24 protein-coding genes are annotated in these 24,711 nt (G+C 31.8%); 13 read left to right on the top strand and 11 right to left on the bottom strand.

The genetic code is table 11. The annotated features are described in order from the left end of the window. Window positions 1-79: 79 nt before the first annotated feature. From TD29_RS02200 to TD29_RS02185, 4 genes are all read right to left on the bottom strand, one after another. On the bottom strand, window positions 80-2,488 hold the full coding sequence (locus TD29_RS02200) for a glycoside hydrolase family 31 protein (protein WP_040278602.1): 2,409 nt from the start codon (window positions 2,486-2,488) through the stop codon (window positions 80-82). Window positions 2,489-2,724: 236 nt separating this feature from the next. After that, entirely contained in the window at window positions 2,725-4,635 is a 1,911-nt protein-coding gene (glgB, locus tag TD29_RS02195) for a 1,4-alpha-glucan branching protein GlgB (RefSeq protein WP_040278601.1), read from the bottom strand. A gap of 19 nt (window positions 4,636-4,654) precedes the next feature. Continuing rightward, window positions 4,655-5,920 carry a glucose-1-phosphate adenylyltransferase gene (locus tag TD29_RS02190; protein ID WP_040278600.1) on the bottom strand — a complete coding sequence of 422 codons (1,266 nt, stop codon included), beginning with the start codon at window positions 5,918-5,920 and terminating at the stop codon, window positions 4,655-4,657. 28 nt (window positions 5,921-5,948) lie between these two features. Next, a complete protein-coding gene (locus tag TD29_RS02185; protein WP_040278599.1) occupies window positions 5,949-7,349 on the bottom strand; it encodes a glycogen synthase in 1,401 nt (466 codons plus the stop codon). A 165-nt stretch (window positions 7,350-7,514) separates the two neighbouring features. Here TD29_RS02185 and msrB point away from each other — a divergent pair, with 165 nt between their 5' ends. The 4 genes from msrB to TD29_RS17785 all read left to right on the top strand — a co-directional run bounded on the left by msrB (window position 7,515) and on the right by TD29_RS17785 (window position 11,478). After that, complete coding sequence (msrB, locus tag TD29_RS02180) at window positions 7,515-7,997, top strand: peptide-methionine (R)-S-oxide reductase MsrB (protein WP_040278598.1); 483 nt, start codon at window positions 7,515-7,517, stop codon at window positions 7,995-7,997. A 102-nt stretch (window positions 7,998-8,099) separates the two neighbouring features. After that, window positions 8,100-8,654, top strand: coding sequence for a DUF1572 family protein (locus TD29_RS02175; RefSeq protein WP_040278597.1), 555 nt, complete (start codon window positions 8,100-8,102; stop codon window positions 8,652-8,654). Between the two features lie 274 nt (window positions 8,655-8,928). Beyond that, on the top strand, window positions 8,929-10,305 hold the full coding sequence (gene lpdA, locus TD29_RS02170; RefSeq protein WP_040278593.1) for a dihydrolipoyl dehydrogenase: 1,377 nt from the start codon (window positions 8,929-8,931) through the stop codon (window positions 10,303-10,305). Window positions 10,306-10,398: 93 nt separating this feature from the next. Continuing rightward, window positions 10,399-11,478, top strand: a complete 1,080-nt coding sequence (locus TD29_RS17785) for an acyltransferase family protein (RefSeq protein ID WP_052466946.1) — start codon at window positions 10,399-10,401, stop codon at window positions 11,476-11,478. Window positions 11,479-11,481: 3 nt separating this feature from the next. Here TD29_RS17785 and TD29_RS02160 read toward each other — a convergent pair whose 3' ends face one another. The 5 genes from TD29_RS02160 to TD29_RS02140 all read right to left on the bottom strand — a co-directional run bounded on the left by TD29_RS02160 (window position 11,482) and on the right by TD29_RS02140 (window position 14,951). Next, window positions 11,482-11,922 (bottom strand): porin family protein, encoded by a 441-nt coding sequence (locus TD29_RS02160; RefSeq protein ID WP_040278592.1) that lies wholly within the window; start codon window positions 11,920-11,922, stop codon window positions 11,482-11,484. A 74-nt stretch (window positions 11,923-11,996) separates the two neighbouring features. Then, window positions 11,997-12,419, bottom strand: a complete 423-nt coding sequence (gene aroQ / locus TD29_RS02155) for a type II 3-dehydroquinate dehydratase (protein WP_040278590.1) — start codon at window positions 12,417-12,419, stop codon at window positions 11,997-11,999. An 81-nt stretch (window positions 12,420-12,500) separates the two neighbouring features. Then, the gene (locus TD29_RS02150) at window positions 12,501-13,121 is read right to left on the bottom strand and encodes an outer membrane beta-barrel protein (protein ID WP_040278588.1); all 621 of its coding nucleotides are present in this window, start codon (window positions 13,119-13,121) and stop codon (window positions 12,501-12,503) included. 191 nt (window positions 13,122-13,312) lie between these two features. Then, window positions 13,313-13,915, bottom strand: coding sequence for a porin family protein (locus TD29_RS02145; RefSeq protein WP_040278587.1), 603 nt, complete (start codon window positions 13,913-13,915; stop codon window positions 13,313-13,315). Window positions 13,916-14,072: 157 nt separating this feature from the next. Next, window positions 14,073-14,951 carry a hypothetical protein gene (locus TD29_RS02140; protein ID WP_052466945.1) on the bottom strand — a complete coding sequence of 293 codons (879 nt, stop codon included), beginning with the start codon at window positions 14,949-14,951 and terminating at the stop codon, window positions 14,073-14,075. 40 nt (window positions 14,952-14,991) lie between these two features. Between TD29_RS02140 and TD29_RS02135 the strand changes: the two genes are divergently transcribed. From TD29_RS02135 to TD29_RS02095, 9 genes are all read left to right on the top strand, one after another. Beyond that, window positions 14,992-15,330, top strand: coding sequence for a TM2 domain-containing protein (locus TD29_RS02135; RefSeq protein ID WP_040278586.1), 339 nt, complete (start codon window positions 14,992-14,994; stop codon window positions 15,328-15,330). A 67-nt stretch (window positions 15,331-15,397) separates the two neighbouring features. After that, window positions 15,398-16,306 carry a site-specific tyrosine recombinase/integron integrase gene (gene xerA / locus TD29_RS02130; RefSeq protein WP_040278585.1) on the top strand — a complete coding sequence of 303 codons (909 nt, stop codon included), beginning with the start codon at window positions 15,398-15,400 and terminating at the stop codon, window positions 16,304-16,306. A gap of 116 nt (window positions 16,307-16,422) precedes the next feature. After that, entirely contained in the window at window positions 16,423-17,568 is a 1,146-nt protein-coding gene (locus TD29_RS02125) for a sensor histidine kinase (RefSeq protein ID WP_040278584.1), read from the top strand. Between the two features lie 262 nt (window positions 17,569-17,830). Further along, the gene (locus TD29_RS02120) at window positions 17,831-18,991 is read left to right on the top strand and encodes a sensor histidine kinase (protein ID WP_084203370.1); all 1,161 of its coding nucleotides are present in this window, start codon (window positions 17,831-17,833) and stop codon (window positions 18,989-18,991) included. A gap of 193 nt (window positions 18,992-19,184) precedes the next feature. Next, entirely contained in the window at window positions 19,185-19,613 is a 429-nt protein-coding gene (locus TD29_RS02115; RefSeq protein ID WP_040278583.1) for a DUF6146 family protein, read from the top strand. Between the two features lie 30 nt (window positions 19,614-19,643). Further along, entirely contained in the window at window positions 19,644-20,141 is a 498-nt protein-coding gene (locus TD29_RS02110) for a DUF6787 family protein (protein ID WP_040278582.1), read from the top strand. Then, on the top strand, window positions 20,141-20,476 hold the full coding sequence (locus tag TD29_RS02105; RefSeq protein ID WP_052466944.1) for a hypothetical protein: 336 nt from the start codon (window positions 20,141-20,143) through the stop codon (window positions 20,474-20,476). The genes TD29_RS02110 and TD29_RS02105 overlap by 1 nt, the downstream gene beginning before the upstream one ends. A 40-nt stretch (window positions 20,477-20,516) precedes the next feature. After that, window positions 20,517-22,916, top strand: coding sequence for a TonB-dependent receptor (locus TD29_RS02100; RefSeq protein ID WP_040278581.1), 2,400 nt, complete (start codon window positions 20,517-20,519; stop codon window positions 22,914-22,916). Window positions 22,917-22,945: 29 nt separating this feature from the next. Then, the gene (locus TD29_RS02095) at window positions 22,946-23,500 is read left to right on the top strand and encodes a hypothetical protein (protein WP_040278579.1); all 555 of its coding nucleotides are present in this window, start codon (window positions 22,946-22,948) and stop codon (window positions 23,498-23,500) included. Window positions 23,501-23,575: 75 nt separating this feature from the next. Here the strand turns inward: TD29_RS02095 and TD29_RS02090 are convergent, their stop codons facing one another. Together TD29_RS02090 and folE are read right to left on the bottom strand one after the other, a co-directional pair. Next, the gene (locus TD29_RS02090) at window positions 23,576-23,872 is read right to left on the bottom strand and encodes a hypothetical protein (protein ID WP_040278578.1); all 297 of its coding nucleotides are present in this window, start codon (window positions 23,870-23,872) and stop codon (window positions 23,576-23,578) included. A gap of 54 nt (window positions 23,873-23,926) precedes the next feature. Continuing rightward, window positions 23,927-24,523 (bottom strand): GTP cyclohydrolase I FolE, encoded by a 597-nt coding sequence (folE, locus tag TD29_RS02085; RefSeq protein ID WP_040278577.1) that lies wholly within the window; start codon window positions 24,521-24,523, stop codon window positions 23,927-23,929. Between the last annotated feature and the right edge of the window lie 188 nt (window positions 24,524-24,711).

Raw genomic sequence — 24,711 nt, 5'->3', positions numbered from 1 at the left:
CTAAATTTACAAAATGATTCTACATAACTTTGACACAATACATTAAATTTTGTCACATATTAAGCAAAAAAAATGCTAATTACGCGTTACCAATAAAGTGTAATTCTGAAAATTCTTTATTAATTCTCATTATAGAAATTCCATTAGTTTCGATACGTTCTAACGGAATGATAACATTATCTACCTGAATTTCAGAAATTTCAAACGGCAATCCATGAATTTTAATTTCAAATGTTTCATAACCTGCTTCAAACTTTCCTTCTTTATGTTGCTGTATAATTAATTCATTAGATTTACCTGTTAATTTAAATGTTCTTAAACTATAACGTCCTTTTGTGTAATCATAACCGTCATGTGCGTCATCAAATAATTGAGAACGCTCTTTTCCTTCTTTATAATACACATCTAAAACAACGGTATCAATTTTTTTCTCACCAACGTACTGTTGTATTGGGTACTTCGGAATGATAGCACCTTCTTTTACAAATATTGGCATTTCATCTAAATCTGAATCGACCCATATTTCTCGTCCACCAATTATAATAGTATCTGTCCAGTAATCATACCATTTTCCTATTGGGAAATACATACGTCGTCCTTTAGCATTTTGTTCTAAAATTGGACACGCTAAAATTTGGTTACCAAATACAAACTCATCAGTTCTATAATGTGTTTGCACATCATCTTGATCATATAACACCAAAGAGTTTAATATTGGAGTACCTTCTTCTACATATTTCCAAAAGGCGGTATATAAATAAGGTAAAAGTTGATACCTAATTTCAATAAATTTTCTAACAATATCTGTGACTTCTTTTCCAAAAGTCCATGGTTCTTGATCTCCATGATCTCCTGAGGAGTGCACTCTAAAAAACGGATGAAAAATTCCTAATTGTACCCATCGCGTAAATAATTCGCCTTGAGGTTGTTCGGCAAATCCGCCAATATCGCTTCCTGCAAAACTAAATCCAGACATAGCCATACGTTGTGCTTGCACATTGGCAATCCATAAATGTTCCCAAGTTGCAACGTTGTCTCCCGTCCATGTTGATGTATAACGTTGTGTGCCAGAATACGCCGAACGTGTAATCACAAATGGACGTTTTGGATATGCAGATTTTTTAAGGCCTTGATACGTAGCGCGAGCCATTTGCATACCGTAAATATTATGTGCTTTTCTATGGCTACAAGGGTTTCCGTCATAATCATGACGTACATCATCTGGAAATGTTTTATTAGGAACCTCCATGACAGCAGGTTCGTTCATATCATTCCATACACCTTTAACGCCAATCTCTTCTATTAATTCTTTAAATAATCCAGACCACCATTCTCTAACTTCAGGGTTAGTAAAGTCTGGGAAGTAGCACTCTCCTGGCCATACTTTACCTTTCATATAAGGACCATCTGCACGTTTACAGAAATAATCATTCTCTAAAGCTTCTTTAAAAACAGAATACTCTTTATCTATCTTAATACCTGGATCAATAATGGCAACTGTTTTAAATCCGTCGTCAGCCAATTCTTTAACCATACGTTTGGGATTTGGGAAATAGTCTTTATTCCAGGTAAAGCAACGAAATCCTTCCATATAATCGATATCTAAGTAGATGGCATCACATGGTATTTTTAAATCTCTAAATTTTGAGGTGACCTCTTTTACTTTAGATTCTGGGTAGTAACTCCATTTACATTGGTGAAAACCTAATGCCCAAAGTGGTGGTAATACATGTGGTTTACCTGTAAGATCTGTATAACTTTCTACAACTTCGGTCATTTTTGGACCATAGATGAAATAGTAATTCATCTCACCACCTTGTGCCCAAAAACTTGTTACGTTGCGACGTTCATGTGCAAAGTCAAAGAATGATCTAAATGAATTGTCAAAGAAAATACCGTAAGCTTTTGTTTTATGTAGACCTGTATAAAATGGTATAGATTTATAGATTGGATCTGTATTTTTTCCGTAGGCATAAGAATCTGTTGCCCAATTTTCAAAACGCTTACCTTTTAAATTTAAATGACTTGGCTTATCACCAAGACCATAATAACTTTCTCCATCTTTAGAAACTTTAGACATTTTTACAATATCTCCTCCATATTCATAACTTTCTTCCCAATGGAAACCAGACTCATCTTCGTTTATTAAAACATTATCTACCGCATCATATATTTTGACACCTAGATTTGCTTTGGAAATGTGACATATCAACTTTTTCGTAGTGATTACAAAAGCAATTTCAGTTTCTTCAATTTCTAAATGATTATAACCTGTGCTAGCATATTTTGTGATTGCATATGAAAAATCATTATCAAAAGTACCAGTTGTAGTGTATCTAAAACGCAGCACACTATCTCGAAGTACAGTAAGTTGTAATACCACATCGTTTTCGGTAGAAAAATAGAGCGTATCTACATCTTTTTTAAAGTTGATAATTTTTGAAGGACTTAAATTTCCTTTATTCTCTAATTCTGTATTTACAATCATAAGCTAAATTTATAGTATGAAACACACAAAAAAACGGAAAAATCAGGACGTAAAGAAACGTTGTAAATAGTTATTATTAGGAATTGTTAACTATAACGATTTCGAGCTTTGTTTGTAATAATAAAAAAATTAAAACGTGATATATTTATAATTTCATAATATGTATTGGGAGTAACATATCAATAGTAATTATAAATTTAGTCCTGTTTAGAATTTACAATGGTGATTTCTTTGTGTCATTTTCCATACTTAAAAGCAATCATACCTAATGGTGGCACATTTATCTCTACAGAATTATCTCTAAAATGATGCGCTACGGCTTTAGATGTTAAAGCTTTATTTTTGTACTCTCCTGTTCCAAAGTATTTTTTTAAATCACTATTGAACACTTCTTTTAATTTTCCTTTCTTCGGAATTCCGATGCGGTAATTGTTACTGGGATTAGGTGTCATGTTGCAAACGACGATGATATCATCTTTTGGCTTATCTCCTTTTCTAATGAAGGTTATTATTGAGTTTTCGTGATCATTATAGTCGATCCATTCAAAACCTTCCGAAGAAAATTGCTTTTGATATAATGCAGGTTGCGATTTATAAAATGTATTTAAATCTTTGTACAACTCTTTTATACCTTTATGTGGTGCGTATTTTAGCAAATGCCAATCTAAACTTTGTTCAAAATTCCACTCTGAACTTTGACCAAATTCACCACCTTGAAATAAAACATTAGTTCCAGGATGTGTAAACATATAGCTGTATAATAATCTCAAATTTGCAAAACGTTGCCATTCATCGCCTGGCATTCTACCCAAAATTGATTTTTTACCATACACGACTTCATCGTGACTTAATGGTAACATGAAATTCTCTGTGAATGTATAGGTCATAGAAAATGTAAGGTCATTTTGATGGTATTTTCTATAGATAGGTTCTTTAGAAAAATACTCTAATGTATCGTGCATCCAACCCATCATCCATTTCATGCCAAAACCTAAACCTCCAAGAAAGGTTGGTTTTGAGACCATTGGGAATGCGGTAGATTCTTCGGCAATGGTTTGAACATCTGGAAAAGCTGAATATACGGCTTCGTTAAATTCTCGCAAAAATGACATGGCTTCTAGATTCTCTCGTCCGCCATACATATTTGGTTCCCATTCACCATCTTCTCTACTATAATCTAAAAATAACATGGAAGCGACTGCGTCTACTCTAAAACCATCTACATGGAATTGATCTAACCAAAAAATGGCATTACTTATTAAAAAGGACTTGACTTCGTTTCTTCCGTAGTTAAAAATTAAACTCTTCCAATCTTGGTGGTATCCTTTTCGTTTATCTGGATGCTCATAAAGCGCAGATCCATCAAAGAAACCGAGTCCGTGAGCATCTTCTGGGAAATGTGACGGTACCCAATCTAGAATGATCCCAATATCGTTTTGGTGTAATTTATCAACTAATAATTTAAATTCTTCAGGATATCCAAAACGTGATGTTGGTGCAAAATAACCTGTCACTTGATAACCCCAAGAAGGGTCATAAGGAAACTCCATTATTGGCATTAACTCAACGTGAGTAAAATTCATGTCTTTAACATAGCTCACTAAATCGTCTGCTAGCTCAACATATGACATAAATCGATTCTCTTCAATTTGTTTTTTCCAAGATCCTAAATGGACTTCATAAACCGAGTATGGTGCGTTTAGAGCATTGTGCTTTTTTCGCATTTTCATCCATTTTGCATCTTTCCATTTATAGGTATCGTCCCAAACAATAGATGCTGTTTTGGGATTGTGCTCTGCTCGTCTAGCGTAAGGATCTGCTTTTTCGGTTGTTATATCGTTATTACTACTAAGAATTTTGTATTTATATTGTGTGCCTTTCCCAACTCCAGGAATGAAGCCTTCCCATATTCCGCTAGAATCCCAACGTACATTAAGTTTATGCTCACTTTCTGTCCAAAAATTAAAATCTCCAATTACAGATACCATTTTTGCACTTGGAGCCCAAACAGCAAAATAAACACCTTCAACTCCTTCTACCGTTGTTATGTGCGAACCAAATTTCTCGTATAAACGATAATGTTTTCCTGATTTAAAAAGGGAGATATCAAAATCTGTAAAAAGACTGTGTGCTATTACTTCTGCCATGTATTGTATTGGAATAAAATTATTTAATTATTGTGCCTTTAGGGATAGTAGCACCTTTTTTGATAACTACAATACCGTCTTTTATAAAATAGCTTTCAGTTTCTTTATCCTCTAGGTGTTTTCCTCCTTCAATTCTCACATTATCACCTATTCTACAATTTTTATCAACTATACAATAATTTATTATACAATCATTACCGATACCTAAAAGGTTCTCAATATGATTGGCTTCTATATCTGCCAACGATTCATATGAATCATTACCCATCATATACGTATTATGCACTACTGACCTTTTACCAATTCTTGATCTAATCCCAATGACACATCTTTCTATTTTATCGGCATGAATTATACAGCCATCAGAAATTACAGAATTATTAATTGTTGTTCCTGAAATTTTAGAGGTAGGCAATATTCTAGCTCTTGTATAGACTCTATTTTCATCATACAAATTAAACTTAGGAATATCATCTGTTAACCCTAAATTGGCTTCGAAGAAAGATTCAATAGTTCCAATATCTGTCCAATAACCTTCATATTGATAACTTAGTGTTTTATGATTATGTATGGATTGAGGAATTATCTCTTTACCAAAATCATTGGTATCTGGATTATCCATTAATTTTATTAACAACTCTCTATTAAAAATATAAATTCCCATTGAAGCTAGATAATTTCTACCTTCATTTTTCATTTCTTGACTCACCTCTGAGGTCCAATCTGGTAATAACTCAGGTGCTGGTTTTTCAATAAATGACGTTATGATATCATCATCATCTGTTTTTAAAAGACCGAAACCAGTTGCGTCTTTAGCTGTAACTGGATACGTTGCAATGGTTATTTCTGCTTTACTTTCTTGATGTTTTGCTATCATATCTTCAAGATCCATGTTATACAGCTGATCTCCTGAAAGAATGAGCGCATACTCAAAATCGTTTTGCAAAAAGTGATGCATACTTTGCCTTACAGCATCTGCTGTACCTTGAAACCATTTATCGCTTTGCATTGTTTGCTCTGCTGCTAAAACGTCTACAAAAGCACTACTAAAAAAACTAAAGTGATAGGTGTTTTTAATATGCTGATTTAAAGACGCAGAATTAAATTGTGTTAACACATATATTCTTTTAATATCAGAATTTATACAATTCGAAATTGGGATATCTACTAATCTATACTTTCCGGCAATTGGCACTGCTGGTTTTGACCTATCAGCAGTTAGAGGATATAATCTAGATCCTTGGCCTCCACCAAGTATAATTGACAATACTTTATTGTTTATCATAGCTTTGTTTAGTTTAGTTTAGTTTAGTTTAGTGAATTGAATTGTATAAATTTATATATGCTTTAGCAGAGACCTTCCAAGAATGATCTATACTCATTATATGTTTTCTATTTACTTTAAATGCTTTGAGGTTATAAAAGTCTTTTGCTCGACTAATAGCCATAACGATATCATTTACAGAAACGTCGTTATGACAAATACCAAAACCTTGGTCTCCTATATCTACAACTGTATCTTTTAATCCGCCAATTTTTCTAACAACAGGCACTGTTCCATATCTTAATGAATACATTTGATTTAAACCACAAGGCTCTACGCGCGAAGGCATTAATAAAAAATCGGCTCCAGCATAAATAATATGCGACAGTTTTTCATCGTACCCAATGTAAGCATTATAAAGTCCAGGATGTTTAGGTATTAGATCAAGTAATTGTCGTTCAGTATCTTTAGATCCAGAACCTAATACAATCACAGATAAATCTTTAGAACGTAATGCATAATCAAGAGCGTGAGGCAATAACTCTGCGCCTTTCTCACCTACTAAACGTCCAATAAAAGCAAATAGCGGTTTACTGTCATCTAAGTTAAATTGGTCACATAACCATTTCTTGTTTGCCTTTTTCCCAGCATCTACTGAGGTTTTATTGTAATTTTTAATAATGTATTCGTCTTTATCAGGATTCCAAACTTCAGAATCTATTCCATTTAAAATCCCAATAGCTTTAGAGCTTTCAGCACTTAATAAGTGTTCAAGTCCATTGGCATTAAATTTTAATTCTTCCATATAACTTGGTGATACTGTAGTGACACGCCAAGCACATTTTATTGCAGCTGCCAATGGATTAATTAGCCCATCCCACATAAGTAAACCTACTCTTTCAATATTAAATCGAGGCAATTTATATAAGTTTTCATAAGACATCCATCCTTGATATTGTGCATTATGAATTGTTGTAATTACAGGGATTTTATTTAAAGATTCATATTTAAAACTTTCTTGTGCCATAAAAGGAATTAAACCTGTGTGATGATCATGACAGTGTATATAATCTGGTTTGTCTTTTAAAGTCAAAATCCAATCTAATGCTGCAATTTGAAATGCTAAAAATCGATCGGTATCATTATCAGAGTACACATATTCTTTATATAATAACTCATTAATATGTATAAAATGAATATCGAAATCTAAAACAGATTCTGATAATTTTAATACGCTAAAATCTATCTGAGTGTTTCCTAAGTTAATTTGAGAATCATAAACGGAAACAAATGTATGCTTTTGGGTAAATGCATTATTGTAAAAAGGCATAATCACACTGCTTACAGCACCAATAGAATTTTGATACTTTGGTAAAGCTCCTACAACATCGGCCAAACCTCCAATTTTAGCGACTGGATAACATTCGGCGCTCATATGCATTATTCTCATTTCTTATCTTTTTTAAATGATATTTTATAAACTTACTAAAATATTCCTAAAAATATTACATTGCTCTATACATTGTTAAATTATTAATAATTCTAAAACGATTTCGTAATGAAATTATAAAAAAACCGACTGAAAAGTAAATAAAAACAAACCCTATTTTATACTATGAAAAAGTTTATAACATTATTAACAATAGCTTTATTTTTTAATTGCAACTCTTCTGCTCAGAAAAAAGAAAGTAAAGTAGAAGAGAAATTTCCTATTAGCAAAACCGATGCCGAATGGAAAAAAGAATTATCAAGTGATGCGTATTATGTGTTGCGTCAAGAAGGTACCGAACGTCCTTTTAGCAGCCCACTAAATGATGAAAAGCGCAAAGGCACATTTCATTGTGCGGCTTGCAACACGCCATTATTTAAAAGCGAACATAAATTTGATTCTGGTACAGGATGGCCAAGTTTTGATAGAGAAATTAAAGGCAATGTAGCCTACGGGTCAGATAACAAATTAGGCTACAGTAGAGATGAAGAACATTGCGCTACTTGTGGTGGACACTTAGGACACGTTTTTAATGATGGCCCTAGAAACACAACCGGTAAACGTCATTGTATTAATGGTGACGCTTTGAAGTTTGTGCCTGCGCAATAAGTTTTTATCATAAACCTAATAATAGCGATATAATTTCTAACTATAACAAACTATAGTTTCACTGAAATGGTATCGCTATTTTTATGACATTAATTTAAACTCATGGAAAATTCATATTTATCAAGTGCCATTAAACAATTTGAATATTACAAAAGTCTTGGAGATAAAACTATTGCTCAATTATCCTTTGAAGAACTGAAACATGAATTTGCAGAAGACTCCAACTCTATTGCCATTATAGTAAAACATATAGTTGGCAATATGCTCAGTAGGTTGACTAACTTTTTAACCGAAGATGGCGAAAAAAACTGGAGACATCGCGATGGTGAGTTTGAAGATACATTTCAGAATAAAGAAGAATTACTCAACTACTGGAACCGAGGATGGACCTGTTTATTTAATGCTATAACTCCATTAACTCATACTAATTTAGAGCATATTATATATATTAGAAATCAAGGGCACACAGTAACCGAAGCCATAAATAGACAATTAGCACACTATGCATATCATATTGGTCAACTTGTATTTCTAGGAAAACTAACAAAAGGTAAACACTGGGAATCACTATCTATACCTAAAGGACAATCAACCACTTATAACACAAAAAAATTTAGCCAAGAACAAGGTCGTAGACACTTTACAGACGACCTCTAAACCAAATTACCATCTCAACCTGTATTTATAGGAAATAAAAAACGTAAGAATTATAATGTAAAATTGCCTTATTTTGAGTGTTCTAATAGAATTTATTTCACGCTCCAAGTCGTGTCATAATTCTTTAAATTAACGAGTTAGTCCTTCAAAATACCATCTACTCATCGACTAAAAATTGAGTCAAATTAAAAAAAAATTTTAGGGTGAATTCAGGTTTTAATATTACAATTTGGTTTTGTATCTTCGTTACCTTAAAAATAAGACAAGAAAACTCATGAGTAAATACGATATTATAGTACTTGGTAGTGGTCCTGGAGGCTACGTTGCAGCAATTAGAGCTTCACAATTAGGATTAAAAACCGCAGTTATAGAAAAAGAAAATTTAGGTGGTATTTGTTTAAATTGGGGCTGTATCCCAACAAAAGCTTTATTAAAATCTGCTCAAGTTTTTGACTATTTAAAACATGCAGAAGATTATGGGCTTTCTGTTAAAGAATATGACAAAGATTTTAATGCCATTGTAAAACGTAGTCGAGGCGTTGCAAATGGTATGAGTAATGGTGTCAAGTTTTTAATGAAGAAAAACAAAATTGATGTTATTGATGGCTTCGGAACCTTAAAAACGGGTAAAAAAGTTGAAGTAGACGGTAAAGAATACACTGCAGACCATATTATTATTGCCACAGGAGCTCGTTCTCGTGAGTTGCCTAGCTTACCTCAAGATGGTAAAAAAGTAATTGGTTATAGACAAGCCATGTCTCTAGAAGAACAACCAAAGAAATTAATTGTTGTTGGTTCTGGTGCAATAGGTGTTGAATTTGCATATTTCTACAATTCAATTGGGACTGAGGTAACCGTTGTTGAATATTTACCAAATATTGTTCCTGTTGAAGATGAAGAGGTTTCTAAACAATTAGAACGCTCATTTAAGAAAAGCGGAATTAAAGTCATGACATCTGCGGAAGTGACACATGTTGACACCTCAGGAAAAGGTGTAAAAGCGACAGTGAAAACTAAAAAAGGTGAAGAAATTCTTGAAGCAGATATCGTATTATCTGCTGTAGGTATCAAATCTAATATTGAAAACATTGGATTAGAAGATGTTGGTATCGCTGTAGATAGAGATAAAATATTAGTTAACGATTACTACCAAACAAACATTCCTGGCTACTACGCTATCGGTGATATTACTCCAGGCCAAGCTTTAGCACACGTTGCTTCTGCTGAAGGTATTTTATGTGTAGAAAAAATCGCTGGTATGCATGTTGAAGCTATTGACTACGGAAATGTGCCAGGCTGCACCTATTGTTCTCCAGAAATTGCAAGTGTTGGCTTAACTGAAAAACAAGCAAAAGAGCAAGGTATTGATATTAAAGTTGGTAAATTTCCATTCTCAGCTTCGGGTAAGGCAAGTGCTTCTGGAGCTAAAGACGGCTTTGTAAAAGTTATTTTTGATGCTAAATATGGCGAATGGTTAGGCTGCCATATGATTGGAGCTGGTGTAACTGACATGATTGCAGAAGCCGTTTTAGGACGTAAACTAGAAACAACTGGCCATGAAGTATTAAAAGCAATTCACCCTCACCCAACTATGAGTGAAGCGGTAATGGAAGCTGTTGCTGCTGCTTATGATGAAGTCATACACTTATAATAAGTATCACATTTACATAATAAAAAAAACGAACCAAAATGGTTCGTTTTTTTTTGCCTAGATTAGAGCAAGAATAACTGTTTAAATAAATTATTGAATTCAAATAAACGATTTCATGCTTTAGATGCATTTAGAGGCTTTGCTGCTGTATTGGTGTTTTTATACCATATGCCAAATAAATCATGGCTTACTGCTAATGCTTTTGTGTCTAATTCTGGACTTTTTGTGGACCTGTTTTTTATTTTAAGTGGTTTTGTGATCTATCATAATTATAAAGACCGACTTAATGACTTAACTTCTAGAACAACATTTATTGTAAATAGACTAAAACGTTTATTACCATTACACTATTACACTCTATTTGTGTTGATCGCTTTAGAAATGTTTAAATATGTCACCTATAATCCTGGTGCATATTCTAATCCTCCTTTTTCAATAAATACATTTAATACGCTTTATCCGCAATTGTTTGTATTAAATGCTACACCATTATTTGTAGACTTTAGCTGGAACTTCCCAAATTGGTCCATTAGCGCAGAAATTATATCTTACTTACTGTTTGTGAGTGCCTCTTTATGGTGTTTTGGCAAAAAACAATTAACTGTAATTACAGCAGTCACTTTTATAATTATTGGCTATTTGTTTTTCTATTTAAAATATGGTCAATTCAATCTAGTTATTGATTTTGGGTATAGTTTTATGAGAGCTTGTATTGGGTTTTATATTGGTATTGTTGTGTATGTACTAAGAGATTCACTAGCAACTTTATTACCTTCTATTTCAAAAAACACGTACACTGTTTTAGAATTTATAAGTATTGTATTAGTTGTAATAGCTACCATAAATGTTGATCTCATCGCTAAAAACTACTACTATATCATGCACATCGTTTTTGCGCTATTAATTTTTGTGTTTTCTATTGAAAAAGGCATACTATCACATATTTTAAAATCCAAGATATTTCAAAAATTAGGAGCTTGGTCCTACTCCATCTATTTAAATCAGGTGTTAATTATCATTATCTACAACAAAATGGTTTTAAAAGCCTTTCCTAATTCAAGTGGTTTGGCAGTTGTATTTGAACTCTTAACTACTGTAATACTTTGCTATTACTCTTACCTTACGTACACGTATATTGAGAAACGTTTTTACAAAAAACTGGACAAGAGCTAATATTTAAAAGGTATAGCCTATACCTAAAAACAACCCATTTGGAGCTACCTCAGTGAATCCTACTACAAATTTCATATGGATGTCTAGATGATTAGAAATATTATAGGCTGAAGCTAGATCGCCTCTTACCTTAAACTTGTTGACAAAAAAATCGAAAAAATAGTTTAAACTTGGACCAGCCATAAAGCTCAATTTATTAGATAATTGAAATTTGGCATAGATAGGTGCGTTTATAAATTTGAAGTCATTTAATTGAATGTAAAGCAATTCGGGTTGAAGATGGACAGTTTCATCAATTTTAAAATCGGTAAAGAGGCCTCCATAAAATCCAGTTTCGGTTTGTATGGTATTTCCAAATTGAGCTTCTGGGACTTTAAAAAAGGTGAGATTGAGACCTCCTTTAATACCAAAGTCTACATTGGGTTGTGCGTTACATTTCAGCATAGAACAAAAGAAAAGGAAACAAAAAAGTGTAATATAATATCTCATGATGAACTGCTAACGCATAATTTGACCATTTAATCTTCTAGAAAACTCTGTATTGCCAACTCATAGCTTTGCAAACCAAAACCGAGAATTACACCTTTAGCATTTGGTGAAATGTAGGATTGATGTCTAAACTCTTCTCTAGAGAATGTGTTTGAAATATGAACCTCTACCACAGGCGTTGTAATGGCTTTTACAGCGTCACCAATGCCTACAGATGTATGTGTATATGCTGCAGCATTGAGTATAATACCATCATATGTAAAGCCAACCTCTTGAATTTTATCAATTAATTCGCCTTCTATATTAGATTGAAAATGCTCTAAGGTTATGTTAGGGTATTTTTTAATGGCTTGTTCATGAAATTCTGTGAAGGTTAAATTTCCGTAGATATTAGTTTCACGTTTACCTAAGAGGTTTAGATTTGGACCGTTTATAATAATGAGTTGCTTCATATAGTAAAGGTATTAAATTTTGGGCATAAAAAAACCGAAGCTGTTAAGCTTCGGTTTAATATATTAATGTGTTTGTTTATCTTATAAAACAAATAAGATACCAAATGCAGCGTTTCCACCAAATGGGTTAGCAACATCTCCAAAACCTAAGTTGAACTCAGAAACAGCTTCTGCTCCATCAACATCTGCTTTAGTTGAAGAGAAACCTAATACATTTCTTAATGCGAAAGATAAAGCGATTTTTTCTGTTACGAAATAGTTGATCCCTAAGTCTAAACCAGCGTTAATAGTGTTTAATTTAAAATCATCAATGTTGTTTTTGTTTGAGCTGTACCCAACACCAAATTCACCGTAAGTTTTGAAACGCTCACCTAAATCTAAAAAGTAGTAACGAGCAAAACCTCCAACACCAAAACCAGAGATATCTGAAATATCAGTTCCAGCAACTTCAGTTTTTGCTGAGTTATAAAATACTGTACCACCAATAGCTAAATCTTCGTTTAAAAAGAAACCAACTTTAGGAGCGATTGTTAAACTGTTAAATTTTTCTTCAGTATTTTTATCATTTGTACTGTTAAAACCTACGTTACCTTCAATGAAGATATCTCCTTCAGAAAAGCTGAAAGTTGGTTGCTCATCTTGAGCGTTTACATTTGATAATCCGAAAACTGCTACTGCAGCCATAAGTAATAATTTTTTCATAATAATAATGTTTAAATAATTTGAGATTTGATTTTTTTAATGGTCGGCAAACTTATATCTATTTTTTATAACACACAAGTTAAATAACATAAATTTAAGCGCTTTAACGATAAAATAACACCTTTTATCGATTTTAGCAAAAAAAAAAGGAAACCGTTAAGTTTCCTTTTTTTAATGAATATTTTTACTTATTAGTTGAAGAAATACCCAACTGATATTTGAAAAACGTTGTTTTGAATACTGTAATCATCAGACTCTTCTCCATCTGCAATATTAGATAAACCTAATACATATCTAGCAGAGAAATTTAATCCACTATCCATTTTGTATCCAGCTCCAATACCAAATCCAAAGTCTATTCCTTTAAACCCGTCTTTAACATCTTCTTCACCAGACTCTCCACCACCTTCAAATTCTTCATTTGCAGATAATAAAAGACCAATCTGTGGTCCTGCTTCTACACTAAAACCTTCAGCTACATAATATTTCGCCATAATTGGAATATTAAGATAGTCAAGCTTTAATTTAGATTCAAAAGTAATACCTTCAAATGTTTCTTCATTTTTAGCACCTTGAGCAGAATATACTAATTCTGGTTGTACCGAAAATTTATCAGAAATCACAATCTCTGCAACACCACCTAAATGAAAAGATGTAAGACCATCTAAATCATCAGCATCTCCACCGATATTAGACATATTAAGACCAGCTTTGGCTCCAAATTTCACTTCCTGAGCATTTACACTCGATAATCCAAATACTGCAACTGCAGCTAATAACATTAATTTTTTCATAAAAAAAAGTTTTAAAATTGATTAGTACAAACTAAACGCTTTTTTTTCAGACTATCAACAAATCCCCACAACTTATTAACAATTTTATAAACATATTTTATCAAACACTCTATTTTTTAGGGATGTACAAAATATAGTTATTAACAATTTGAATATCTCAATGTCTCTTTAGTATATGGATTAACGTAGATTGATTTTTCTCAAGATTAGTCATAGCTTTTATTTTATTTTTACTATCCTGGATTTCTAAAACAGCCGTGTTGGTTGTTACGCTACCCACTCCATCTGCAATTATCTCGATAACTGTTTTTTTTGAAGTAAGTGGTATTGTTAATACTTTGATCTCTTTAGAAATTGTATGTCTTCTAAGTATGATGTTGCCATTTACTTTAATAGATATCATATCTCCATCTTCTTGTCCGCCATCATATATATGTAAAGACACCTTTTGATCGCTAGAAAAAACACTTGTCACTTGAGAGGTCTTTAAAATATTCATATTGAGTTTTTCCAAAATCTTTAACTCATTTGTTTTTTGTTTTATACTATCTGGTACACGGTTGGATCTATTGATTTTTTTAGTCATTTTTTCCATGCGTTTTTCAACATTCTCTGCCGAATTAAGAAATAGTTCGCCACTTATACACTCTTCACCGTCTGAAAACTCACCTTTAAAATCACCTTTAAAATATTTTGTTTTACCTGGTTTGAAATACGTAGGTTTAAAATGCACGAAACAAAAATCATCATGAATAACATCAGATTTGGTGTATATAATATCATATTCATTAAAAGACAACTCTCTGGTAGCAGAATTGTAAGTTCCCGTTATTTTTGACTTTGTTTCATGATCTCCTCCAAAATCTGTAACAGAATATCCTTCAACTTGATCATAATTAATATCAAACTTAACCTTATAGGTAATGATTGCAGAATCATTTAATTTTATAGCTCCAATATATTCATTCGATTCTTGCCCAATGAGTTGTAAACTTGATAATAAAATAAAGAGAATTCTTACACTATAATTTGCCATATTTTCATATTATTGTTGGACAAACTTAAACCAATATTATATGAAATTTAAATTTTTACTTTCGTTTTTACTCTTTTTTGGGGCAATATCTTTGTCTCATGCTTCATTTCCTGTTAAAAGAACTGTTGCTACCGTAACTACAACTAACATCTCTACATCAAATGATGCTGGAGCTAGTGATTTATACTCTCCAGCTGCAAAATCTGGTAAGGATAAATGGGTTGGAGTTGCCTTATGGTTTTTCTTAGGTGTATTTGCTGCACATAGATGGTATTATAAAAAACCTGTTGGTTGGAATATTTTATTTATTGTAACTTTAGGAGGATTAGGTGTATGGGCAATTATTGATTTAATCAATATGCTTACAGATAATTTCTAAAACTTTTTTCAAAATAATCTTAAAACCATTCTATCTTGTATAGAATGGTTTTTTATTTTTATATCATATGAAATGGCAAAATGCCCTTAACGATTACAAATACTATCTTAAAATTGAGCGAGGTTTATCAAATAACTCTATCGTAAACTATGCATTAGATGTAGAGAAGCTTATGAGTTATCTTGAAACAAATGATATCATTGTTTCTCCTGTTAAAATTGATCACGATCAAGTACAAGCGTTTATATACGATGTTTCAAAGCAATTAAATTCGAGATCACAATCTCGAGTCATTTCGGGTTTACGAAGCTTTTTTAATTACTTAGTTTTTGAAGATTACCGTGAAACAAACCCTTTAGATCAAATTGAATCTCCTAAAATAGGTAGAAAATTACCAGACACCTTATCTATAGACGATATTGACAATCTTATTAATGCTATTGACCTTACTAAAACCTATAATGGTGTTCATATTGGAGAACGTAATAGAGCCATTTTAGAAACGTTATATAGTTGCGGACTAAGAGTAAGCGAACTCACAAATTTGAAGATTTCAGATTTATTTTTTGATGAAGGTTTTATTAAAGTAACAGGTAAAGGTGACAAACAGCGCTTTGTCCCAATTGGACTTAATACCCAAAAATATATTAATATTTGGAGAGATATGAGAACTCACATTACTGTACATCCTGATTATACAGATACACTCTTTTTAAACAACAGAGGCAAACAGTTAACAAGAGCAATGATTTTTACAATTATAAAGGATCTTGCAAAAGCAATTAATTTAAATAAAATAATTTCTCCTCATACCTTTAGACATTCATTTGCGACGCATCTTTTAGAAAATGGTGCCGATTTAAGAGCCATTCAACTTATGCTTGGCCATGAAAGCATTACCACAACTGAGATTTATATGCATGTTGATAGATCGCATCTTAAAGATGCACTCATGCAATTTCACCCTAGACGATAGAAAAACTTAATTTATCTTGCTGCTTTACAGTTAATTAACTATTTTTAATCCCATAACTAAATTAATTAATAAATAAAGAATTAAAGTCCCTAACGCTATTCTTATAATACACTGTTATGACTTTTTTTAATTTGGAACTTCACAATGGTTTTAAAAATCTTGACTACAAAGAAGATTTAAAATCTAAACTTGCATTAGAATACTCTAGCATAGGCGTTTGGGAATATAACGCTCAAGAAAACCGCGTATATTTCTCAGAAGGCTCCATACAAATAATTGGAATTAATGATCCAGATTTTGGCAAAAACCCTCAAGACTGGAATAATCGTGTTCATCCAGACGATCAAACAAAATATTTTCAAGATTTTCAAGACCATTTAAATGGAAAAAAAGCGATGTACGACAATGTGCATAGAGTAAGATGTGAAAACGGTAAATATAAATGGATTAGAGATCGAGGGAAAGTTATCGAGTGGTTGCCAAATGGCAAGTGCAAAAGAGCTATTGGCACACATACCGATATTACCATACTTAAAAACAATGAGAAGAAAATTAACAACGCACTCACTATAGCCTCAGAACAAAATAATCGACTTAAAAATTTTGCTCACATAGTAACACATAATCTCAAACAGCACACAGGTAACCTAGAAAGCCTACTAGACTTTTACCAAGAAGAAACCAACGATAATGAAAAAGCAAACATTTTTAATCACCTGTTAACACTCTCTAGTTCATTAAGTAAAACCATAAAAGATTTAAACAATATAGTCTCTGTACAAACCAATAAAAATAAACGTGTAGAAAAAATATATATCTCAAATGAAGTAGACCGCATTCTCAATACATTAGACTATGTAATTAAAGAATCTAATGCTATAATCCATAATAATATCAATAAAAAACTGTACATACTTTACAACAAATCTTATTTTGAAAGTATCGTTCAAAACCTGCTTACCAATGCATTAAAATACAAACATCCAGATAGAGATCCTGTGATACATATAGACAGTACATTTAATCATAAAACCATTGAGTTAAGCGTGGCAGACAATGGTACAGGTATAGATCTAGAAAAATTTGGAAAAGACATTTTTGGCCTCTATAAAACGTTTCATCCCAATAAAGACTCTGAAGGTGTTGGCTTGTACCTCATTAAAAATCAAATAGAAAGTTTTAATGGTCAAATTAAAGTTGAGAGTACGTTAGGTAAAGGGACTACCTTTAAAATTATAGCACCTAATTTGAGAGAAAATTAAATAATTTCTAAGTTTTTTTTCTTCGGAAATGTTAAAACTACACCTCAATCGCATCCTAAATAAAACTAAAAACACCTATCACAAAACACGCCAACTATCTCGATACAAATACATTAACAAAACAGTTTTAAATATAGCATGGATTACCTTTAAAAAACAACAATCTCATAATCAATGATATCGTATTGTATAAACAAAAAATGATATATTTTTGAGTGACGTTTTTAAAAAAAAAGTGTCCAAATAAAAAAAAAGCCTCAGCATGTTTTGGAAAAAAAAAGAACCAAATCCTCAACCTAAAATTGAGAATCAAGATTCTATTAATGATAAGAGATGGCAAATAGCATTAGAAAACACTAATGTTGGTCTATGGGATTATGACATCATTAAAAATGAAGTGTATTATTCTAAAGAGTCTAAAATGCTTCTTGGTTTTGAAGAACACGAGCTATCCAACTCTGTAACAGAATGGGATCGTAGAGTACATCCTGAAGATTCTGAAACCTATTTCAATGATTTTAATGCACATGTAAATGGATCGTTAGATACCTATAGAAACGAACATCGCATCCTTTGTCGTGATGGCCAATACAAATGGATTTTAGATAAAGGTAAAATTATTGAAAAAAATGCTCAAGGCAAACCAACACGTATTATTGGTACACATACCGATATCACTTACAGAAAGAAAAAAGAAGTACAGTCTGAACGTTATCTTCAGCTAATCACAAGTCAAAATGAACGCTTACATAATTTCACCCATATTGTATCTCATAATTTAAAAACACATATTGGAAATTTTAAAAATATTCTAGAATTTTATGACGAAGCAGTTTCCGAAGAAGAAAAACATGAACTTATTGATCATCTCAAGACGATTTCCGGAGCACTCTCAACAACAATTGTAGACTTAGATGATATCATTAGTATTAAGTCTAAATCAAATGCTAAAGAACTCAATGAGCGTGTAAGTATATACAATTGTGCAGAAAAAGTTATTCATAGTTTAAAAATGGATATTGCGCATAATAATATTGCCATTTACAATTCAATTAGAAAAAATGATATTATAAACGTAAATAGTTCTTATTTAGAAAGTATACTTTACAATTTGATTTCAAATGGCATCAAGTACAGAGCAGATGATCGTAATTCTAAAATTATGTTACAATCTTTACATACTAAAGACGAACTTAAAATATTAATTTCAGATAATGGTATAGGGATTGATACCAATAAATATAAAAATCAACTTTTTGAAATTTATCAAACCTTTCATGGTACTAGTAGAGACGATTCTCGTGGTGTAGGATTGTATATTACTAAAACTCAAATGGAGACCATAGGCGGCACAATAAAGGTAGAAAGCGCTTTGGGTGAAGGCTCAACATTTATTCTTACATTTAAAAAACAGACGACATGATGGTTAACAAACCTGTTGTTATATTGTTTACACATTAAAAAAACCACATAACTCATTCATAAGTGCGGTTCACTCATTACAGTTTTATCAAGTTAGATTTACATTATATTTTTGGCTTATTATAACAAAAAAATGATTTTTGTGGCTATTTGCTTCAGAATGATTTTTGTAACTTTAAAACATATATAGCATCATGACACGTATTACTCAACTTTTTATCATAACACTACTTTTAGTAAGTTGTGGATCTTATCAAACAACTCCAGAAACCAATTTAACAAATGTCCCTGAAGAAGATATTGTTAGAATTGCGAATGACGATATAGAATATGAAATTATCATCATAGAACCTGGTTTTAATACTTGGTTAGCCTCAATGGCAAGACCAGAAGGTTACTACTCACAATCTTATATGGAAGCTAGAAACAATGTAAATGTAAAAGAATGGAACAATAGAGTGTTACAACCACATCAATACGATTCAAACCTTTATGAATTGCGCATAGATTACAATCCTAGTATAGATTATGGTTACGATGTTAATTATAAACTATTTAACTATTTTACTTACTTTCAAATCACTTATAAGCAACGATTATCGTCTTTTGTTCCTAGAATTTAAATTACTTTTGCAGTTAGACTCTTGTAATCTATGTTAAAAACGTTTAAACAAAATTGGGAGATACAACACAATTGGCAATTACTATTTCCTATTCTTGGTGTTTTAGGTCTAGCTTATAGCAGCTATAAACTTGCATTTAACTTTGCCAAAAACCTCCCTATAGTTCTCAAAATTAGCTTAACCCTTATTGTATGCTTCATACTATTAAAAGTCTCTTTATTTCTATTTAAAAAACTAGAAAAAAAATGGATTGTAGAGCAACGTTGGGAAATGATTAGAATTTTTATCGTTTTTGCTGTTACTGGATCATCTTCTCTTTTTGTTGGCAAACCAATTATTAGAGCTATAGGAATTACTAAAGAAAACTTAAACCCTATACTTTATTGGGTTTTATTCATTATCATTGGCCTTATTTTTTACCAAATTCTCTTAGTAACTTTTGGATGGTTATTTGGCCAGTTTAAATTTTTCTGGGAATTTGAAAAGAAAATGTTACGACGATTTGGTCTCGGTAGATTTATAGAGTAATGCAAAACAACAACTTACATCCTATGTTAAGGCTATTCACAGCATTTGTGATAGTGGCTTTATTGATGCCAATTGTTGTAAAATCTACTTTTATTTTTGAAGAGCATCATCATGATATTTGTATTGATGATCTTACAGATTCTCATTTCCACACCAAAGATTTACACTGTGAACTTTATAAATTTACAGCTTATAACAACTTTGTAACGTTTCAAAATTATAATGAACTTCTTATACAGGAGTTTACTCAACAAAGTATCAATTCAAATTATTATTTCTTAAATAATCATCGGTCTTTATCTTTTTCTCTTAGAGGACCACCACGTTTAATTTAAATACTCGCATCAAAGATATTTAATTAAACAAATTAACTAAATGAAGTTTTTTGTAACGCTATGCGCTATATGCTTTTCTGCTGTAGTAATGGCTCAAAATTGCAATTCTAAACTCAGTGGTACAATAGATGATTTTCATGACGGTAGCAAAATTATTGGAGCGTCCTTGTATATTGAATCACTAGATGTTTATGCTGTTACAGATTTAAATGGAGATTTTAAATTCTCAAAACTCTGCGACGGAAATTATAACATAAAAGTCTCTCACATTGCTTGTGAAACTAAAATCTTAAACATAGAAGTTAAAGGTAATACAGTATATAATATTACTTTAGAGCATCATGTTGAAGAACTAGAACTAGTTAATGTAAAGGGTTCTGCTATAAAAACACAAACGCATTCTAGCCAAGAAACTGTGCTTAAATCTAAAGATTTAGAAACTTACAGCTCTGGTAGTTTAGGCGATGCTTTAAAGCAAATAAGTGGTGTTAACTCGTTAAATACTGGTAATACAATAGTAAAACCAGTTATTAATGGTTTACATAGTAGTAGAATTATTGTGATGACTAATGGTGTAAGACTTCAAGATCAAGAATGGGGAATTGAACATGCACCAAATATTGATATCAATTCTGCAGAAACGATCTCTGTTATTAAAGGCTCTGGCGCTCTAGCTTTTGGAGGTGATGCACTAGGAGGAGTAGTCGTAATGAGTCCGCAACGTGTATTTTTAAAAGACTCACTATTTGGAAAAACCATTGCAACAACTCAAAATAATGGAAGAGGATTTAGTTTATCTAGCAAGCTCACTAAAACGTATACTGAAGGATGGTATGTTTCAGGGCAAGGAACTTTAAAAAAATATGGAGATTTTAAAGCTCCAAATTACAGCCTTACTAATACTGGTTTAAATTCAAATGGCTTTTCAATACATGCTGGATTTAAAACATTTGAGCAAGGATTTAATGTCTTTTATAGTTATCTAAATAATGAAATTGCCATTTTAAGATCATCACATATTGGTAATATTGAAGATTTGGTAAATGCAATTAATAGTCAACAACCATCAATAGTCGAAGATTTTAGTTATGATATCAATGCGCCAAGACAAGATGTAACTCATCAAATTTTTAAAGCAGAATTTTACAAACGTTTCAAAAAATTTGGACGATTAGAAATTCAGTATGATTTTCAAAATAATCAACGATTTGAGTATGACATTCGTGTTGGTGATGACAGAGATAAAGCTGCCATAGATCTAAAATTAAAAACACATAGTATAAAAACAGCCTTAAAATTAGATAGCAATCACGGTAACACTTATGAAATTGGATTAAGTGCCAATTATCAAAATAATTTTGCTAATCCTAATACTGGTGTTCGTCGACTTATCCCAGATTATGATAAATATGATTTTGGTATTTATGCCATCACAGATATTACAATCAATGATAATTTACGATTAGATTTTGGAGTACGTTATGATTTTAATTATTATGATGCTCAAAAATTTTACCTAACATCACGATGGGAAGAACGAGGTTATGACGTAGATTTTGCAGATTTAGTTATAGACGATTTAGGCACACAACTACTAGTCAATCCAAAATTTAAGTATCATAATATATCTGCATCTGCAGGTACAACGTATAAGATAAATGATGAACATAGTATTTTGTTTAATTATAGTTTATCTAATCGCGCGCCAAATCCGTCAGAGTTATTTAGCGACGGTTTACATCACTCTGCTGCAAGAATTGAATTGGGAGATTTAAGGATTGATCAAGAAACCTCAAATCGTTTTGCGCTTTCTTATCTTTTTTCTTCGGAAAAGTTGATAGTTAACATAGAAACGTTCTACAACCATATAACAGATTTTATTTATATAGAACCAACTGGTACAGAGCAAACCTTAAGAGGCGCCTTTCCTGTATGGAGCTATAAACAAACAAATGCATCGTTAATTGGTTTAGACTTTTCTCTTGATTATAACATTTCAAAAGATTGGTCATTTAAAAATAGGTCTTCGGTTTTAAGAGGACGAAACTTAGAATTAAATAGGCCATTAATAGATATGCCTTCTAACAAAACAGTAAATAGCTTTCAGTATTCAAATAAAAAGTGGCTCAATTTTAACGCGTCTATAGAAAGTGAATTAGTATTACGTCAAAATGACTTTCCTAATAACAATTTTGAAGCGTTTATACCAACTACAAATGAAACTGTTTTAGTAGATATTAGTACACCTCCTCCAACATATCACTTATTACATTTTAATAGTGATATCACATTTGCTTTAAATCACAAAACAAATTTAAATGTTGGTCTAAGTGTACAAAACGTATTAAACACCTCTTATAGAAATTATTTAAATCGATTAAGATATTTTGCCGATGATCTTGGACGAAACATAATGCTTCAATTAAAATTAAATTATTAAACAAACAAATAACATTAAAATTATAAATAATGAAAAATTTAAAATCAATATTCGCCATAGCTTTAATATCAATAGCTTTTGTATCATGTTCAAGTGATGATGATGCTCCTGCTCCTGTTAATGAAGAAGAAATAATCACAACATTAACCGCTACTCTAACTACAGCAGGAAGTACAATTACATTAACCTCTCAAGATTTAGATGGTGATGGACCTGATGCACCAGTTATAAATGTATCATCGCCTTTAGTATCAAACACGACGTATACTGGTAGCTTAGATCTTTTAAACGAAACTGAAAATCCTGCAGAGTCTATTACAGAAGAAATTGAAGAAGAAGATGATGAACACCAGTTTTTCTTTTCTAGTGGTTTAGTGAGCACAACCTATGCAGATATGGATGAAGATGGTAACCCAGTTGGATTATTATTTACTGTAACAACAACAGATGCAGGAACAGGTAATTTAACGATTACTTTACGTCATGAGCCTGCAAAATCGGCTGAAGGTGTAAGTAATGGTGACATCACAAATGCTGGTGGAGAAACAGATATTTCTGTAACATTCCCAATAACTGTGCAATAAAACATAGGTTACTCTATTAAATTAAAACGCTCAACTTTAAAAAGTTGAGCGTTTTTTATTATTTAATATTAATTTTTAATTAAGATCGATAACGGTCTCGCCTTTTCCTTTTTCCGAAGAAAAAACAAACGTGTATAACCACATGAGCGTAAATGTAGGTACAATATCTAAAAATGGTAAGGCTTCTTCTACAAACGAAATTGCTGCAGCTATTTTCCCCTTTTTCCCTTTATAGAGCTTGGTCATTAACCAAGCCGATGCTGGTGCCCAAACAAAATCAAATGGTGGAAAAATAAATGAAACATAACCTAAAGCATCAAATAATATACTTAAAGCTAGTTTTTTTGTTTTGGATGTGTTTTCTAATGTCATAAAATGAATTGTAATTTACTTATAGTAAAGCAAATAGTATTCCAAAAAATAAAATTAAGACAACTTTGCGTTAATAAGGTTTAGAAATTCGGTTCTAGTTTCTATGTTTTCAAAAGCACCTCTAAATCCTGAGGTTGTAGTTACCGAGTTCTGCTTTTGTACACCTCGCATCATCATACACATGTGAGAAGCTTCTATCACGACTGCCACTCCTGCAGGTTTTAGTGTATCATTTATACAATCTAAAATTTGATGTGTTAAGCGTTCTTGTACTTGAAGTCTTCGAGCAAAAACATCTACGATTCGTGGTAATTTACTTAAACCAACTATATGTCCATTAGGTATATATGCAATGTGCGCTTTTCCGAAGAAAGGAAGAATATGATGCTCACAAAGTGAATACAGTTCAATATCTTTTACTATAACCATATCATTATATGATTCTTTAAACATGGCTCCTTTAAGTATCTCAGCAGCATTTTGGTGGTAGCCTTGCGTTAAAAACTGCATAGCTTTTGAGGCACGTTCAGGTGTTTTTAACAAGCCTTCTCGTTGAGTATCTTCTCCTAACTCTTCAATTATTTGCTTATAACGTTGCTTGACGTCATCTGTAACTTGCATGTTATATTCTTCAAAATTTTTATAAGGCATGGTATGGGTCTATTAATTTTTAATAAAAATAAGTAAAAAAAATCACACAAAACACAGGCTCCAATTGCATAATTGACAATTATAAGCTGCTTTTTAACGTTTGTTTATGAAAAAAAAGGGCTCTCATTGCTAGATTTGTAACGCCTAACTGTAACACGCTAAATTTATTGGTGTCTTTATTTTAATAA

The sequence above is a fragment of the Psychroserpens damuponensis genome (genome assembly GCF_000826655.1).
GTDB classification, from domain to species: domain Bacteria; phylum Bacteroidota; class Bacteroidia; order Flavobacteriales; family Flavobacteriaceae; genus Psychroserpens; species Psychroserpens damuponensis.
Note: the sequence above shows the minus strand (reverse complement) of the source record. Positions and strands in the feature narration are given on the sequence as shown.